The sequence below is a fragment of the Bacillus sp. ME78 genome, assembly GCF_903970865.1.
Classification (GTDB): Bacteria; Bacillota; Bacilli; order Bacillales; family Bacillaceae_G; genus Bacillus_A; species Bacillus_A cereus.
Genome location: NZ_CAJCKK010000011.1, coordinates 1 through 17108, shown reverse-complemented (window position 1 = coordinate 17108; position 17108 = coordinate 1). Strand labels below are relative to the sequence as shown.

Sequence of the window (17108 nt, the reverse complement as noted above, 5' to 3'; positions counted from 1 at the left end):
CAATTTCTCTAACAAAGTGCAGATGAATCACATATGAAAATTTAGGGAGGTTTTTTATCATGTATTATTTTTATTCGCCAGAAATGTTTGCTCCATATCAATGGGGACTAGAACGAGATGTTTCGTATGCTTATATGCCATATAACTCATTTTATTATGGAGACTATATAAGCGCATTGCCATACGCATATATCCCTCAAAGCTATGAAGTACAAATGAAAGCAGATGATCGTGGATCGTGGACACCATTTACATGGGTTGAAAAATATGCGTACGCATTTTCAGGACCGTATAATAAAGCGGAAGTAGCTCTTACATTTGATGATGGACCAGATTCAGAATTCACGCCAAAAATATTAGATAAGTTAAAACAACATAATGTAAAAGCTACTTTTTTCTTACTTGGTGAAAACGCAGAAAAATTTCCGAATGTAGTAAAGCGTATTGCAAATGAAGGGCATGTAATTGGTAATCATACGTACAGTCATCCGAATTTAGCGAAAGTAAATGACGCTGAGTACCGTAATCAAATTATAAAAACGGAAGAAATATTAAAACGTTTAGCCGGCTATGCTCCTAAATTTATACGTCCACCGTATGGTGAAATACTTGAAAATCAATTGAATTGGGCAACTGAGCAAAATTTTATGATTGTACAGTGGAGTGTTGATACAGTTGATTGGAAAGGTGTAAGTGCCGATACGATTACAAATAATGTGTTAGGGAATTCATTTCCAGGTAGTGTCATACTGCAGCATTCTACTCCAGGTGGGCATTTACAAGGATCTGTTGATGCACTAGACAAAATCATTCCGCAGTTAAAAACGAAAGGGGCACGTTTTGTAACACTTCCAAGTATGTTCCAGACATCGAAAGAAAGAAAGTGAATGTGTTATAAATTGGAAAAATAAGGGTTGTGTCGTATAATGAAAGTGTAAGTTAGGGGGGGGGATATAATTGATTGATGCACTAGTAAACATAGGAATAAGCATATTGATTGGTATTATTTTTATACTTGCGGCAATTATTCTTCAAAAAAATCCACCGACCGATATTAATGCGGCATATGGTTATCGTACGAAACGATCTATGAAAAATAAGGAATTATGGGATGCGGGTAACAGGTATAGTGCAGAAGTGATGAAGCAAAACGGATTTATCATGCTGTTAATTGGAAGTGTTATTAGTATACTGTTTAGATATCCACATACAATAATAGCGATTATAGTGGTTATGCTGTTATTAATCATTCGTTTATTTATACAAGTAGAGAGTAGATTAAAAATACTTGAACAATAATAAAAAAATAGGACTCTACGCAATATTTTGCTAGGAGTCCTATTTTATTTATTAACTATTATTTTTTAATAATTCTTTTCCTTGCTCTATAACAAATTCATAGTATGCAAGATCATACGGATAAATATCTTCAAATGTTATCGTAATCGGTGTATTGTTTAAGACTGAAATAGTCGTTAAAGATGAAATCTCTCCTTTTAATAGTTGTAGAAAAGAAGTTGCATGTACTTTCATCACATCGTCTACTTCTTCACCTGGTGCGAATGGAAGTGGATTGATGACGTTGTGAAAATACATATGACAAAACTCGCGATCAGTAAGATTTGAAATTTCATAATCTATTTTAAAGATTCCCTTGTATGTTAAATCATTAGTTTGAAAGGAAAGCCCTAATTCTTCCTCAATTTCACGAAGACCACCAATTTGTACATCTTCATCATGCATAATATGTCCAGCTGAAGTAATATCCCATATACATGGAGCTTCTTTTTTATTTTTAGAGCGTAATTGGAAATATAAAAACATATCTTCATTATCTTTTTCTACAAACCAGCAATGAAATGTTTCGTGCCAATCGCCGTCACGATGCACTTCATCACGTAATTTCTTCCCAAGTGTATTTCTTTCAGGATCAAATATTGTTAACCACTCTGTTATTTTAATTCCCCTTTCCTCAAATTTTATTATACAATATTTGTATTGAATTTTGGGAAAATAAAGAAAAAGGAGTGGTTATAAGTGGGGATAGAGCGTACGGAAATAAAATCGATTATTTCAACAGAGGAAGAGTTACGGAAAATATTGGGGCAACCAAGTGAGCGAGCATTGAAAAAAGTTATTTCATCATTAGACCACCATTGTGTAGATTTCCTTTCTAAATCTCCTTTTCTAGTATTATCTACTGCAAATAAGTTAGGGGAGTGTGACGCCTCGCCGCGAGGAGACGCACCTGGATTTGTATACGTACTCAATAATAATAAAATTATCATTCCAGAAAGACCAGGAAATCGTCGTATAGACTCCATTTTGAATATTATTTCAAATCCACGTGTAGGACTAATCTTTTTTATTCCAGGTCTTGGGGAGACACTCAGAATAAATGGCCGAGCGTATATTATAAACGACGAAGAAATTTTGAAAGAAATGCAGGCGAATGGACGCAATCCGTTGCTTGGAATTGTTGTTGAAATAGAAGAGTGTTATATTCATTGTGCAAAAGCTTTTATTCGTTCTAAGATGTGGGATCCAGAATCTTGGTTAAATAAAAAAGAGTTACCTTCAGCAGCAAAAATGTTGCTGGAGCATGCGAAAGTGAATACTTCAGAAGAAGATGTTGCACGTTCTTTAGAAGAAAGTTATACAAAAAGATTGTATTAGAAATTTTATTAATATAGTTTTGTAGAGCGGATATGTACGGGTTTTAGAATGGGGAATTTATATATGAACCGTTGATTTATAAAATGGAGAAATAACAAAATAGGTAAATTGAGTGGCGGTTGCATAATGCTATTGTAAAATATTATAAAAAAATTCTTGAAAATAGTTAGTAAAAATAGGCTTGCTTTTTAAAAAGTTGATAACTATAATAAGTTAACAAATAGACATGAACGAAAAAGTAACGATAAGGACAAGAAATCATTTTTACGGTTTACAGAGAGGGAAGTCTAGGGTGTGAGCTTCCTAACACGAGAAATGGTTTTACCACCTTTGAACTTCAATAGTGAACGAGTAATCTAGTAATTATTGACGGTATCAGCCGTTATCTGAACTTGAGCAATCTAGGAAGAAATACGTCTAGGTTGGAACAAGGGTGGAACCACGAAAACACATTCGTCCCTTTCCTAGGGATGAGTGTGTTTTTTTACGGTTTTAGAGATTGAAAATTTAAAATAATTAAAAAATAGTGTTGATTTTGTTTTTTATGCGAGTATAATGAGTTAACAAATAAACATGAACGAAAAAGTAACGATAAGGACAAGAAATCATTTTTACGGTTTACAGAGAGGGAAGCCAAGGGTGTGAGCTTCCTAACACGAGAAATGATTTTACCACCTTTGAACTTCAATAGTGAACGAGTAATCTAGTAATTATTGACGGTATCAGCCGTTATCTGAACTTGAGCAATCTAGGGAGAAATACGTCTAGATTGGAACAAGGGTGGAACCACGAAAACACATTCGTCCCTTTCCTAGGGATGGGTGTGTTTTTTTATTACTTTGAAGGGAGGTGCGGTAACATGAAACTATTTATAAGTACGGAAATAACCACCACCTGCATGACAAAAAAGCAGAGTAAGGTGATTTATAGGTGTAACAATTAAACTTTTAGGAGGAGATTAGAAGATGAATAACGTTATAAATGTTGGGGTATTAGGTTTAGGCACGGTCGGAAGTGGTGTTGTTCATATTTTGAAAGAACATTATAAAAAAATCGCTCTTGATACAGGATACGAAGTGAAAGTGAAAACAGTCGTTGTACGTGATTTGGAAAAAGAACGCGATGTTTGTATTGACGGAATTGCAGTCACAAGTCATGCAGATGAAGTTCTAAATGATTCAAATATTGATATTGTAGTAGAGGTAATGGGCGGAATTGAAGAAGCAAAACAGCATATTGTTAAGGCTTTAGAAAATAAAAAACATGTCGTAACAGCAAATAAAGATTTAATGGCTGTATATGGTGCAGAGCTTCTTCAACTGGCAAACGATAATGATTGTGATTTATGTTATGAAGCGAGCGTAGCAGGCGGTATTCCAGTGTTAAGAGGACTAACTGACGGGCTAGCATCAGATCAAATTGAAAAAATAATGGGAATTGTAAATGGTACAACAAATTATATGTTAACAAAAATGAGTCAAAATGGGTGGTCTTATGAAGAGGCTTTACAGGAAGCACAAAAATTAGGTTTTGCAGAATCGGATCCGACAGCAGATGTAGATGGACTAGATGCGGCGCGAAAGGTAGCAATTCTTGCAAACTTAGGTTTTTCGATGAATGTTTCATTAGATGATGTGCAAGTAAGAGGGATTCGAAAGGTTGAAAAAGAAGATTTACAAATGGCTGAAAAGTTAGGATTTACTATGAAGTTAATTGGGAAAGCAGAAAAACAAGGATCAGCCATTCATTTAAGTGTAGAACCGACACTTTTACCAAGTCGTCATCCATTATCGAATGTAAATAATGAATTTAATGCAGTATATGTTCACGGTCAAGCGGTAGGAGAAGTAATGTTTTACGGACCTGGAGCTGGAAAGTTGCCAACTGGTTCTGCTGTAGTAAGTGATATTATTTCCATCGTTAAAAATATGAATCAAGTGCCGAAAAATAAAAGTGCGTTAAAAGAACCAGTTCCTTATGAATTACAAGGTGATGAAGAAGTAGTTTCGAAATATTTCTTGCGTATTTCATTACGAGATGAGCCTGGGATGTTACAAAAAATAACAGAATGTTTCGTTAATTACTCTGTAAGTTTAAAAGAAGTTATTCAATTACCTTTAAACCGTGAACTGGCAGAAGTTGTTGTTGTGACACATCGAACTTCCAAGTATCAATTCGAACGAGTTTTAGGAGCGATAGAAGCTGTCGCAAGTGAAATAAACAGTTACTACATTATTGAGGAGGAAAAACAATATGTATAAAGGACTATTAAAACAATATGCTTCTTATTTACCGGTGAATGAAAACACACCTGATGTCAGTTTAATGGAAGGAAACACACCTCTTATTCCGTTATTAAATATATCAAAGCAATTAGGGATTCAGCTATATGGTAAGTACGAAGGAGCGAATCCGACAGGTTCTTTTAAAGATCGTGGTATGGTGATGGCAGTTGCTAAGGCGAAAGAAGAAGGTTCAGAAGCAATCATTTGTGCATCAACAGGTAATACATCAGCATCAGCTGCAGCATATGCGGCACGTCTTGGGATGAAATGTATAATCGTAATCCCTGAAGGAAAGATTGCGCATGGAAAATTAGCGCAAGCGGTCGCTTATGGAGCTGAAATTATTTCAATAGAAGGGAATTTCGATGATGCACTTAAGGCTGTAAGAAATATTGCTGCAGAAGAGCCGATTACATTAGTAAATTCAGTGAATCCTTATCGAATTGAAGGACAAAAAACAGCAGCATTTGAAATTTGTGACCAATTGCAAAATGCACCAGATGTTCTAGCTATCCCTGTTGGGAACGCAGGGAATATTACAGCATATTGGAAAGGCTTCTGTGAATATGAGAAAGAAAAAGGTTATAAGAAGCCAAGAATTCATGGCTTTGAAGCAGAAGGAGCAGCGGCAATTGTAAAAGGGCATGTAATTGAAGAGCCTGAAACAATTGCAACAGCAATTCGCATTGGTAACCCAGCAAGTTGGTCGTATGCAGTAGAGGCTGCCGAGCAGTCTTGTGGTGAAATAGATATGGTATCAGATGAAGAAATTTTACATGCGTATAGGTTATTGGCAAAAACTGAAGGAGTTTTCGCTGAACCGGGATCAAATGCTTCATTAGCTGGCGTAATTAAACATGTTAAATCTGGAAAAATCAAAAAGGGAGAAACAGTTGTTGCAGTATTAACTGGAAATGGTTTGAAGGATCCTGATATCGCTATTTCTTCAAATCAACTAGACATCGCAAGTTTGTCAAATGATATAGAACAGATTAAAGATCATATTAAAGGGGTGATTATGTCGTGATACCATTAAGTGTTCGTGTCCCTGCTAGTACGGCAAATGTTGGTCCTGGATTTGATTCAGTTGGAATAGCTTTGTCATTGTATTTAGATGTGGTGGTTAAAGAAAAAGCTGATAAATGGCAAGTAATCCATTCCTTTGAAGAATCAATTCCGACAGACGATAAAAATTTAATCGTTAGCACGGCATGTAAAGTCTGTCCTTCTATATTACCCCATATAATAGAAGTTACTAGTAATATCCCATTAACAAGAGGGCTAGGAAGTAGTGCATCAGCGATTGTAGCTGGGATAGAACTTGCGAATCAACTAGGCAATTTGAACTTAACTGCTGATCAAAAAGTTCAAATTGCTACAAATTTTGAAGGACATCCTGATAATGTTGCTGCTTCTATATTAGGTGGAACTGTAATCGGAGCACTTGATGGAAAGGATATTTCCGTCGTAAGAATTGAGAGCAAGGAGTTAGGGGTAATTTCTCTTATTCCGAATGAAGAATTAAATACAGATGAAAGTCGATCTGTATTACCAAAGATGTTTCCGTTTCATGAGGCAGTTAAAGCTAGTGCGATAAGTAACGTATTAGTAGCTGCATTATGTCAAAAGCGGTGGGAAGTTGTAGGTGAAATGATGGAGAGAGACCATTTTCACGAGCCATATCGTTTAGAACTCGTACCGTTATTACCATCTATTCGTAAATGCGCAAAAGAATTTGGTGCGTACGGTACAGCACTTAGCGGTGCGGGACCATCTATTTTTATATTAACGCCATATGAGAAACGTCAAGAAATCGCTGAGCAATTAGCGAGAGTATTTACAGATATGAAAGTATGTGAGCTTGAAATCGACCATAAAGGTATTATTGTAAATAAGGAAGAGCATATTGGATCGTAAAGAAAGCTGGCATGGCTAGCTTTCTTTACGTTGCAAACCTATTTTAAATTAGGTTTTTTCGGAAAAAAATATAAAACAAATGTTGATTTTGAATAATGTAAGTAAAGAGTGCATTCATTTTGGAGGTGATTAAATGAATAAAGAGTCACCAGAAGAAAAAAGAGAGCGTATGAGACAAAGTGAATTAAAAAGTAATCCTAAGGGTTCTTTACATGACGGACTCAATAGAGCGGAAACAGGTAGTCCAGTTGATATAGCAGGCGGTATGAATTGGAAAGGTACAGGGATAATCATTTTAGTACTACTTTTAGGATACATTGTATACACTTATTTTTTCAGTTAAAGAATGCTTGTTAAAATTTTGATTTGTTTAGTTTCATAATTGTTGAGAAAAAATGCAGTTACTGTATTACATATCTTCTAAGCGAATTATAGTTGTTCATATCAACTTTTAATACTCCAAATAGAGCTAGCAAAATGCTAGCTCTATTATTTTTTGCCACATTCCTGTAACAAACCACCTGTATATTCATTGGTGGAGGTGCAGAGGATGAAAAAAATGATAGCGATATGTCTTCTAACAACTATGCCATTTTCGACTTTAGTCGGTTGTGACGTAAAAGGTAGTAATGCTGTACAAGAGTCTAAAATAAAGAAATCGACGTATAAAGATTTTACTTATGATGTAAATCCAGAAACATTCACATTAACTGTAGAACATGAGGGGGTAAAGGAACAGGCATCACAACCCCTACCGAAAATGAAGGTATCGAATGTAAAAAAAGAAAAGGATCGTACATCGTGGGAATATCCAGATCAAAAAGTAAAAATAAAATTAGAAAAGAAAAAAGACCACTTAAACATTGAAGTGGAATCGACTGGTGCAGAAAGCTTTACATGGCCGAAAGTAGAAGCTGAAAATTATACACTTCCGTTATGGGAGGGTAAGCAAATTCCGAGCAATGATGAGAATTGGAAGAAGTTTTTAAAGGATGATGCATATTCATTTGCTGAATCATTTTCTATGAAGTTTTTCGCTTTAAATGGTTCGAAATATTCAATTGTATATATTGCAAACAATATGTTTAATAATGAATTGAAATTTCATTCGGATCCGAAAATAGGATTTGATTTTACACATGAATTTCCGAGCATAAATAAAAATAAAACATATGGATTTCAATTATATGTGACAAATAATGATGCGGTAAGCATTGCTAAACTGTATAAGGATGATATTGTTCGAAAAGGTGAATTTAAAACATTACAAGAAAAGGCTAGAAAAAATAAAGAAATCGAAAAGTTATATGGAGCGGCGCATTTTTATTTTTGGAATCAAAATGGTTTATCAGAAAATAATATAAATTGGCCAAAACTAAGGGAGCAAATAAATAGCCCGCTGTTTAGTCATATAAAAGAACTTATTCAAAAGAATAGTTCAGAGCCTGGGGAACTGAATGTATTAGATCAAGTAAGTAAACAAGATTTCATTGATAAGTATCAAAAAAATGTTATTTTACGTTATATAAACGAAGTATTATCCATGAAGGAATTTTATAAAGAGGATATTTTTCAAAACGTTGATCAGGAAGCTAGTGTGCTATTAAAGAAAGGTGTAGGTCACTTAACGAACACAGAATTGTATAGCTTAAATAAGCATTTATTAAAGTCGCTACTTGGTGATGCGGTTGAAGAGGTAAGTAAATGGGGTAATGCAGATGGAACGGACATACTAAAGGAAATGAAAGAGGTAGGAATAGAAAAAGCGTGGATTGGTCTGCCGAACTGGGAACAAGGATTTATGCAACCTAATTTCGTGACAAAAGCGAAGGAAATGGGGTATTTAGTTGGTCCGTATGATTCATATCATTCCATTCACGAAAAAAGTGATAAAAATTGGAACACAGCATCCTTTAATGACCCATCATTATATGAAGAGGCTACTGTAACGAAGAAAAACGGAGAAAAGGTGCAAGGCTTTTTAGGCAGAGGTCGCAAGTTAAACCCGACTTTATCGCTGCCTAGTGTAAAGGAACGCATGAATGATATATTACAAAATGGTCCTAAATATAATTCATGGTTTATTGATTGTGATGCGACAGGTGAAATTTACGATGACTATTCAGCGAAACATATAACGACACAAGAGCAAGATTTAAAAGCACGTTTAAAACGAATGGACTACATTGCGCAAGAAAAGGGTATGGTCGTTGGTTCTGAAGGTGGAAATGATTTTGCTAGTAGTACGATTGCATTTGCACACGGAATTGAAACACCTGTTATTAAATGGGACGATGAAGATATGCGGAAAAATAAAACAAGTCCGTATTATGTCGGTGGATATTGGTCACCAAATCAAAATGTTCCCGAAAAATATGCAAAACAAGTACCATTGAAAGAAGAATATAAACAAGTGTATTTAAACCCAGTATATTCGGTACCATTATATAAATTAGTATACAATGATTCCGTTATTACAACGCACCATTGGGAATGGGGAAGTTTAAAGGTAAAAGATGAAGTTGGAAATCGAATGCTGTCTGAATTATTGTATAATGTTCCTCCGTTGTACCATTTAGATGAAGTAGAGTGGAATAAACATAAAAAAGAAATTACAGAGCATCTAAAAGTTTGGAATGAAGTTCATGAAAAAGCAGTAAAAGAAGAGATGACGAATTTTGCGTATTTGTCAGAAGATAAGCTAGTACAATCTGTTTCTTATGGAAAAAATATTAAAATCATTGTGAACTTCTCAAATGAAGACATGGAAGTAGAGAAAACGAAAATAAAAGCAAAGTCGGCTTTTATTGATAATCAGGGGAAGAAAAGCATGTATACGCCGTTTGAGAAATAATAACGTGAAATATACTGTATTCATAGAGGTTTTATCATTAGCTGGACTCTTTATTCATATCGTTTATCTGGAAAAAGATATCCTAATTTAAAATGAAAGAGTTAATGAATTTATAAATTTGTATGTTGCGAAGTGCTAAATTTTTGAAATTGGTAAATAGTGACTTGCCAAAAATAAGTACGAGAGTATAATGTGAAATGGAATACATATTGGGTTTTAGTAGTAACCTTACAAAATTGTAAGGTTAATGAAAGGAAATTCAATATGAAGATAAATAGACTTACATTATACTTGGTAAAGAGAAAGAGAGGCGAATGGGTATGAGCTCTGAATTAGAACAAAATACGAGAAGTAATAAAAAGCGTTCTAAAAGAAAGTCAATAAAATGGTTCATATTAATTCCATTTTTCCTACTTATTTTTGGAGGAGTAGGATATGGTTCGTTTATATATAATAAAGCAAAAGCTGTTGTAAATGATGCGTATGCCAAAATTGAAAAGTCATCAAAGCGTGATAAAGAAGTTGAACCTTTAAAGGATAATATTTCAATATTAATCATGGGTGTAGATGGAAGTGAAATGAGAAAAAGCCAATATGGCGAAGCAGTTCGAACAGATGCACTTTTATTAGCAACAATTAATAAAGATGATAAGTCTGTTAAGCTAGTAAGTATTCCACGTGATTCACGTGTTTATATTCCAACTAGAAAAAAATTAGATAAAATTACTCATGCTCACGTATTTGGTGGCGTAGAAAGCACACGCGATACGGTGGAAAGATTTTTAAATGTACCTGTTGATTATTATGTGAAGTTTAACTTTGAATCATTCGTACAAATTGTCGATTCAATTGGTGGTATTGATATTGATGTACCAGTTACTTTCACTGAACAAGATAGTAAAGACCAAGCTGGTATGATCCATTTAGAAAAAGGTTACCAACATTTAAATGGAGAACAAGCACTTGCACTTGCAAGAACGCGTAAAATTGATAGTGACGCAATGCGTGGACAGAGACAGCAACTTGTAATAGAAGCAATTGCTAAAAAAGCGATGTCTGTTCAATCAATTAGCAAAATGGGCTCTTTACTAGATGCGGTTGATAAAAATATGAAAACGAACTTAACATTTGACGATATGCTTGCCATTACAAAAAATATGGCAGGATCTAATTTGGAAATGGAAAAATTGCAAATAGAAGGTACAGATAAACGTATCGGTGGTATTTATTATTACATTCCAAATGAAAAAAATGTAAAAGATATTTCAAAAAAATTAAATGATCATTTAGGTGTAACGCCAAAATCAGTCCGAAACGAATAATAAAAAAAGATTGGCTTTTGCCAATCTTTTTTTTTGGAATGTATTTGTAACTTTTCTGTAACGATTTTTTAGTTTAGAAAAATTATACTCATATGTATGAGTATAATGGATAGGTAAAAAAGTAAAAGGACATATTCAAAATTTGTGGTAAGGAAAGATATCATATGCAGAAATGGTTAAGCATGATGGGAATTATCTTTATATTGACTGGATGTAAAATGTCTGAAGCTCCAACAAGTCTAATGGAAGCTCCTACAAATGAAAAATGGATTAATGAATTAAAGGAACAAATTGATAAAGATTTACCTGTTAATTATCGCTTACTTACTCCAATGTCTAACAAAGATAAACAGATGATTTGGTCAATGAATTTTAAACAAGATAATAAGAAAGAAGCCATCTTATTTTATAAATTGCCGAATGAAGATCATAGCGTATATTTAGCCGTATATGAAGAAATCGGAAATGGCTGGAGAATAAAGTCCACACATAAATTTGATGGTGGAGATGTAGATATCGTTGAAGTCGGTGATTTTACAGGGAACGGGAAGAGAGAGTTGTTAATCGGAATCTCTGTAAATCGTGAATCGTTAGAACATGTTATGTATGTTTTTTCGGAAGAAAATGAAGAGATGAAGGAAATATATAATCGAAGTTATACGAAGTTATTCATAGAGGATCTAAATGAAAATGGACTGAAAGATATAAGCCTTGTTACATTTGAAAAAGATGAGAAGCTGACAGTTGAGTTCATGGAACAATTTAAGACTTTATCTGAAGTGTCATACGATCCATTTATAAATAGTATTCAAAGAATACAAATGGGCCGTATTTCTAAATCATTAAAGGCAGTTGTAATCGATGCGGGAACAGGGGCTCATTCAGGTATAACTTATGTAGCAAAATTTGATCAGGATCATTATGAAGTATTACCTATAGATGGGAAAGAAGATTTATTTAATGAATATGTTGTAGAAAGTAAAGATGTTAATGAAGACGGCATTATTGAATTTGTTCGTACTGTACGCCCAAAAGGTTGGGAAGATAAATCACATGGTGATAGTCCGCTTTTCGAACGTTACATACAGTGGAGTGAATCTGGAATTAAACCAATTGAAGAACGATATATAGATATAGAAAAAGGGTATTATGTGAAAATCCCTAAAGAGTTAATAGGGAAAATTACAATACCAGATCAGCAAAAAGAATCAAATTCTCAAAAGTTTTTGGATACAAGAACAAATGAAATATGGCTTGAAGTTCATATTTTTAAGCGGAAAGAATGGTTCAATATAAAAGGCTACAGCGCAGCAATTAAAACGGCTTCTCACGTATATGCAGTACCGAAGCAATCAAAATTTGAAAAAGTGAAAGCATATATAAAACCGCTAGCGGATTATCAACAAGAGTAGGAGGTGAGAATTATGTCAAAAATTTTAGTTTTAGAAGATGAATTAACAATCCGTAGCTTTATTGTTTTAAATTTAAAACGTGCTGGATTTTATGTAATAGAAGCTACTACTGGAGAAGAAGCGTTACAAATTTTGAGTGAACAAACTGTTGATATAGCACTGCTGGATGTAATGTTACCGGGGATTAATGGTTTAGAAGTTTGTAAGGCTATCAGGAAAGAAAATAAAAAAATGGGTATTATTATGTTAACCGCACGTGTACAAGATGAAGATAAGGTGCAAGGACTAGGGATAGGTGCAGATGATTATATTGCAAAACCGTTTAGTCCAGTAGTATTAACTGCACGTATACAGTCTTTATTAAGAAGAATAGAAGTACATGAAGAAAAAACGAATATTGTTACGTCAGGTCCATTTTCGTTAAATATTATAGAAGAAAGATTGTATAAAGATGGACAATTAGTCGATTTAACACCTACAGAGTATATGATATTACAGTATTTAATGAATCAGGCTTCAAAGCCAGTTTCGCGTGATGAAATTTTAAATATGATTTGGGGAACCAATTACGTAGGTGAGACGAAAGTGGTAGATGTAAATATGAGACGGTTACGTCAAAAGATAGAATGTAATCCATCAGAACCTGAATTTATTCTTACGGTGTGGGGAAAAGGATATGTGTGGAAGGAAAGTATAAGATGAAACGGAAAGTGACTTTATATTTTATGACGGTCATTACACTTATGCTTGTATTATTTGAAGTTGTATTTTCAGTCTCAATTTATCGATACTATTATAATGGTATTGTGCAATATATAGAGTCTCATGCGAAAACGAGTACACGTTTTTTTTCAGAATACAATTCACTATACTTTATTCGATTACAAGAATATAGTGGTGACATAATTAGTAGCTTTCAATTAGAAGGAACAGAATTACAGTTAATTGATCGTCACGGCTCGGTTATACAATCTTCAAGTGGTGAAAAGATAGAAGGTAAAGTCAATATTCCACAATCATTATTAGAAGGTGAAATGTATAATCAAGTTACTAAGAAAGGTAATAAAAAACAACTAGAGGTGCTAAGCCCACTTATACATCAAGGACAAACTATTGGTGTTTTAAAATATACGACTGTTTTAACAAATGTAAATAAAAAGATTATTGAAATTATTACGTTTACTATTTCTGTAGGTATTGTTATTTCGGGAGTCGTCTTCTTAATTAGTAGACGTTTGGCAAATTCATTTGTTGAGCCAATTGAATCCATTATTCAAGCCTCTTCACAAATTGCAGAAGGCACATTAAAGCAAAAAATTAAAGAAGATTATCCTGGAGAATTAGGTGACTTGGCACATAGTTTAAATTATATGGCCTATAAAATAGATAAGGCTGAGCAGATGAAAAATGAATTCATTGCCTCTATTTCGCACGAAATACGAACGCCTTTAACAGGAATTAAAGGTTGGAGTGAGACGTTAAAAACAGTAGATCATTTAACAGAAGAAGAAATAAAGCAAGGTATGGGCATTATTTCAGGTGAGACAGATAGGTTGATTCATTTAGTAGAAGAATTGTTAGATTTTTCAAGATTACAATCAAATCATTTTAATTTATATAAACAAAAGGTGCAATTGTACGATATACTAGAGGAGACGATTTGGCAATTAACTCCTAAATCGGAAGAGAAGGAAATTCAATTTATTACTACTATAGACCGAATTGAATTGATGGGAGATCGAAATAGGCTAAAGCAAGTTTTCTTGAATATTGTTCAAAATGCAATTAAGTATTCACATAAAAAAAGCACAATACACATTGAAGCGACTAAAATAGAAGGACAAGCAGTGATTAAGGTAAGAGACGAAGGGATTGGAATTGCTAAAGAACATTTACCATATATTGAGCAATCATTTTACCAAATTAATAATCATGCTGCAGGTGCAGGTATTGGTTTAGCTATCGTTAAAAAAATGGTAGAGCTTCATGGCGGTGTGCTTAGTGTTACAAGCAAAGAAGGAATAGGAACAACAATTTTGATAAAACTCCCATTATAATACAAATAAAATCTATTTATATGGTGAAATAAAAATAAATAGATGTATAATTATATTGGGCGATTTATATATAAGATTAATAGGGAGAGGAATTCGATAGAATGGAAAAAGCTTTAAAAATTAAACAAATAGTAGTCGTTTTAATAGCGATTGCCGCAGTAGCTATTGGGTATTACATGTTTCAATCAATTACTTCACCAGCAAAAGCTGTTGCGAAACAAGAAAATGTAGTGCAGCTTGCAAGTGAACAGCCGAAAGTTGAAATGAATAAAACGGCACCAAGTCGTTTTAATGGAAAAGAAAGAAAAGTTGCTTATCTTACATTTGACGATGGGCCAGGGAAATATACGGCTGAATTATTAAATACGCTAAAACAACATGATGCGAAGGCGACGTTCTTTTTAATTGGAGCGAATGTAAAAGAATTTCCTGATTTAGTGAAACGTGAAAATGCTGAGGGTCATTATGTAGGCATGCATAGTATGACACATAATTTCGCAAAGTTATATAAAAATGGCGAGTATGTAAATGAGATGAAAGAAGATCAAGGTTTAATCGCTAATATTATTGGGAAATCACCTAAATTAACACGTCCTCCATATGGTTCGATGCCTGGATTGAATGAAGGTCTTCGAAATAAAGTGGTAGAAGGCGGATTTAAAGTATGGGATTGGACAATTGATTCATTAGATTGGAGATACAATAAAATGCCAGTTGATGCAGCTGCAGCACAAATTGCTCAAAACGTATTAACAAACGCAACAAAACCACAAGAAGTAATTTTAATGCATGATATTCACCCGCAATCAGTTGCTGCTGTGCCAGCAATTTTAAAGGGGCTAAAAGAAAAAGGTTATGAGTTTGAAGCTTATCATGAAGAGAGTCACTTCCCAGTGAACTTCTGGCATGATAACCGTATGTAATGGAGGAATGAACGTTGAAGTATGGAAAAGTAGCAGTAGTTGGAGCATTATCAGTAGGACTTTTAACAGGTTGTTTCGGTGAAAAGCCAGAAGAAAATCTATATACAGCTTTTGAAACAGCAGCAACACAAGAAAAATCTTTAATGGATGAAGCAAAAAAATTAGAGCAGTTAGAGAAACAAGGGCAAGAATTATATGCTCAAATTTTGCAAGAAGGTAAAGATCATAATGAAGCAGTTGTGAAGAAAATAGAGCAAGCTACTGCAAATGTAGATGATCGTGAAAAAGTATTGAAAAGTGAGAAAGAAATGCTAGAAAAAGCACAGAAGGAAACGAAATCTGTTCAAAGTAATATAGAGAAGATTGAAGATAAGAAGTTACAAAAACAAGCAAAAGCAGTAGAAGAGTCGTATAAGAATCGTTATGATGCATTCCAAAAGATGAATGAAAATTACACGAAAGTGTTAGCGACTGAAAAAGAACTGTATGAAAAATTAAAAGTAAAAGAAACGAAATTAAAAGAAATCGGTGAAAAAGTTAAAACTGTTAATGAATTAAATGTGGAAGCACAAAAGTCGAAAGAGCAGTTTAACAAATTTACAAAAGAGTATAATGACAGTAAATTAGCATTCTACAAAGGTGCAGAAATTAAGATTAAAGATCAGAAATAAAGAAGAATCTAAAGTGTAATAAAAAGCCGGAGAAACATAGTTATAAATGTTTTTTCGGTTTTTTACGTTAAATGAATAGAAAAGACTGGAATTGATATCATAAAAGAGTTATAGTGAGTTATTCTAAGGGAAACATTGTAAAGTAAGGAGAATGGGAATATGTCATATGAATTTTTACTCAAATTAGGTTTAGCACTCTTTTTAGGATTATTCATCGGGATAGATAGGCAGCTAAAGAATAAACCACTTGGTGTGAAAACAAGTATGGTTATTTCTGTAGCAAGTTGTTTAATTACGATGGTTTCAATTGAATCTGTGCATGTATATTCTGTTCCAGGACATACAAATATGGATCCGATGCGACTGGCCGCTCAAATTGTTAGTGGAATTGGTTTTCTTGGCGCAGGTGTCATTTTACGAAGAAGTAATGACGTTATTTCTGGATTAACAACAGCTTCTATGGTGTGGGCTGCTTCAGCTTTAGGAATCGCAATTGGTGCGGGATTTTATTTACAAGCGACAGTTGCTATGGTTTTAATTATTTTAGCGATTAATGTACTTCCGCAACTTGTGAAAATTGCAGGACCGTATTCATTAAGACAAAAGGATTTATCTATAAAAATTACTGTTAAAGAGCATCATGAGTTAGATGGTATATTTAAGCAAATTAAAAATTTAGGCATGCATGTGAAACGCGTGAAAATTAAAGATATAGATAGTGGAGCATTTCAGCAACTAGAGATGGTTATTTTAGCTCCAGAAGATTTATATACAACAGAGTTATATAGTTCCCTGAAAGAGATTGATCGAGTAGTTTCAGTTGAAGTGGAAAGTAGATAATTGTGATAAAAAAGAGTGAAGTGAATTGAACTGCACCCCAATTGTTAGACACAGTCTAACAATTGGAGGTGCAGTTTTTCTATGGCTAAATTTACAGCTGATGAAAAAATACAAATCGTTCTACGTTATTTGAACGGAAATGAAAGTTATC

Annotated in this window: 16 protein-coding genes and 2 other annotated features; of the genes, 15 read left to right on the top strand and 1 reads right to left on the bottom strand. The window is 33.8% G+C overall.

What is annotated here, in order from left to right; genetic code table 11:
- Positions 1 to 59 precede the first annotated feature (59 nt).
- Positions 60 to 887, top strand: coding sequence for a peptidoglycan-N-acetylglucosamine deacetylase (locus H6481_RS14215; RefSeq protein WP_000291203.1), 828 nt, complete (start codon positions 60 to 62; stop codon positions 885 to 887).
- A gap of 73 nt (positions 888 to 960) precedes the next feature.
- Positions 961 to 1299, top strand: a complete 339-nt coding sequence (locus H6481_RS14210; RefSeq protein ID WP_140155565.1) for an SdpI family protein — start codon at positions 961 to 963, stop codon at positions 1297 to 1299.
- 51 nt (positions 1300 to 1350) lie between these two features.
- Here the strand turns inward: H6481_RS14210 and H6481_RS14205 are convergent, their stop codons facing one another.
- Positions 1351 to 1956: an NUDIX domain-containing protein gene (locus tag H6481_RS14205; RefSeq protein WP_053564720.1), complete on the bottom strand. Its 606-nt coding sequence runs from the start codon at positions 1954 to 1956 to the stop codon at positions 1351 to 1353.
- Positions 1957 to 2037: 81 nt separating this feature from the next.
- On the opposite strand from H6481_RS14205, the gene H6481_RS14200 reads away from it, so the two are divergent.
- The 13 genes from H6481_RS14200 to H6481_RS14140 all read left to right on the top strand — a co-directional run bounded on the left by H6481_RS14200 (position 2038) and on the right by H6481_RS14140 (position 16957).
- The gene (locus H6481_RS14200) at positions 2038 to 2676 is read left to right on the top strand and encodes a pyridoxamine 5'-phosphate oxidase family protein (RefSeq protein ID WP_053564719.1); all 639 of its coding nucleotides are present in this window, start codon (positions 2038 to 2040) and stop codon (positions 2674 to 2676) included.
- Positions 2677 to 2908: 232 nt separating this feature from the next.
- Positions 2909 to 3140, top strand: a binding site (T-box leader).
- A 115-nt stretch (positions 3141 to 3255) separates the two neighbouring features.
- Positions 3256 to 3487: a binding site (T-box leader), on the top strand.
- Positions 3488 to 3641: 154 nt separating this feature from the next.
- Entirely contained in the window at positions 3642 to 4937 is a 1296-nt protein-coding gene (locus tag H6481_RS14195) for a homoserine dehydrogenase (RefSeq protein WP_001066894.1), read from the top strand.
- Complete coding sequence (gene thrC, locus H6481_RS14190) at positions 4930 to 5988, top strand: threonine synthase (protein WP_000276434.1); 1059 nt, start codon at positions 4930 to 4932, stop codon at positions 5986 to 5988. The genes H6481_RS14195 and thrC overlap by 8 nt, the downstream gene beginning before the upstream one ends.
- On the top strand, positions 5985 to 6878 hold the full coding sequence (gene thrB, locus H6481_RS14185; protein ID WP_053564717.1) for a homoserine kinase: 894 nt from the start codon (positions 5985 to 5987) through the stop codon (positions 6876 to 6878). The genes thrC and thrB overlap by 4 nt, the downstream gene beginning before the upstream one ends.
- 133 nt (positions 6879 to 7011) lie before the next feature.
- On the top strand, positions 7012 to 7221 hold the full coding sequence (locus tag H6481_RS14180) for a DUF6366 family protein (RefSeq protein WP_182812079.1): 210 nt from the start codon (positions 7012 to 7014) through the stop codon (positions 7219 to 7221).
- A 207-nt stretch (positions 7222 to 7428) separates the two neighbouring features.
- Entirely contained in the window at positions 7429 to 9732 is a 2304-nt protein-coding gene (locus H6481_RS14175) for a glycoside hydrolase (protein WP_053564716.1), read from the top strand.
- Positions 9733 to 10052: 320 nt separating this feature from the next.
- On the top strand, positions 10053 to 11054 hold the full coding sequence (locus H6481_RS14170; RefSeq protein ID WP_002182662.1) for an LCP family protein: 1002 nt from the start codon (positions 10053 to 10055) through the stop codon (positions 11052 to 11054).
- A 164-nt stretch (positions 11055 to 11218) separates the two neighbouring features.
- Entirely contained in the window at positions 11219 to 12466 is a 1248-nt protein-coding gene (locus H6481_RS14165) for a hypothetical protein (protein ID WP_182812076.1), read from the top strand.
- A gap of 12 nt (positions 12467 to 12478) precedes the next feature.
- On the top strand, positions 12479 to 13168 hold the full coding sequence (locus H6481_RS14160; protein WP_000036074.1) for a response regulator transcription factor: 690 nt from the start codon (positions 12479 to 12481) through the stop codon (positions 13166 to 13168).
- Positions 13165 to 14523 carry a HAMP domain-containing sensor histidine kinase gene (locus tag H6481_RS14155; RefSeq protein ID WP_182812073.1) on the top strand — a complete coding sequence of 453 codons (1359 nt, stop codon included), beginning with the start codon at positions 13165 to 13167 and terminating at the stop codon, positions 14521 to 14523. The genes H6481_RS14160 and H6481_RS14155 overlap by 4 nt, the downstream gene beginning before the upstream one ends.
- A 101-nt stretch (positions 14524 to 14624) precedes the next feature.
- Positions 14625 to 15446, top strand: coding sequence for a peptidoglycan-N-acetylglucosamine deacetylase (locus H6481_RS14150; protein WP_000409484.1), 822 nt, complete (start codon positions 14625 to 14627; stop codon positions 15444 to 15446).
- Between the two features lie 14 nt (positions 15447 to 15460).
- Positions 15461 to 16117, top strand: coding sequence for a YkyA family protein (locus H6481_RS14145; protein ID WP_023521729.1), 657 nt, complete (start codon positions 15461 to 15463; stop codon positions 16115 to 16117).
- A 159-nt stretch (positions 16118 to 16276) separates the two neighbouring features.
- On the top strand, positions 16277 to 16957 hold the full coding sequence (locus H6481_RS14140) for an MgtC/SapB family protein (protein ID WP_000119510.1): 681 nt from the start codon (positions 16277 to 16279) through the stop codon (positions 16955 to 16957).
- Positions 16958 to 17108: the final 151 nt, after the last annotated feature.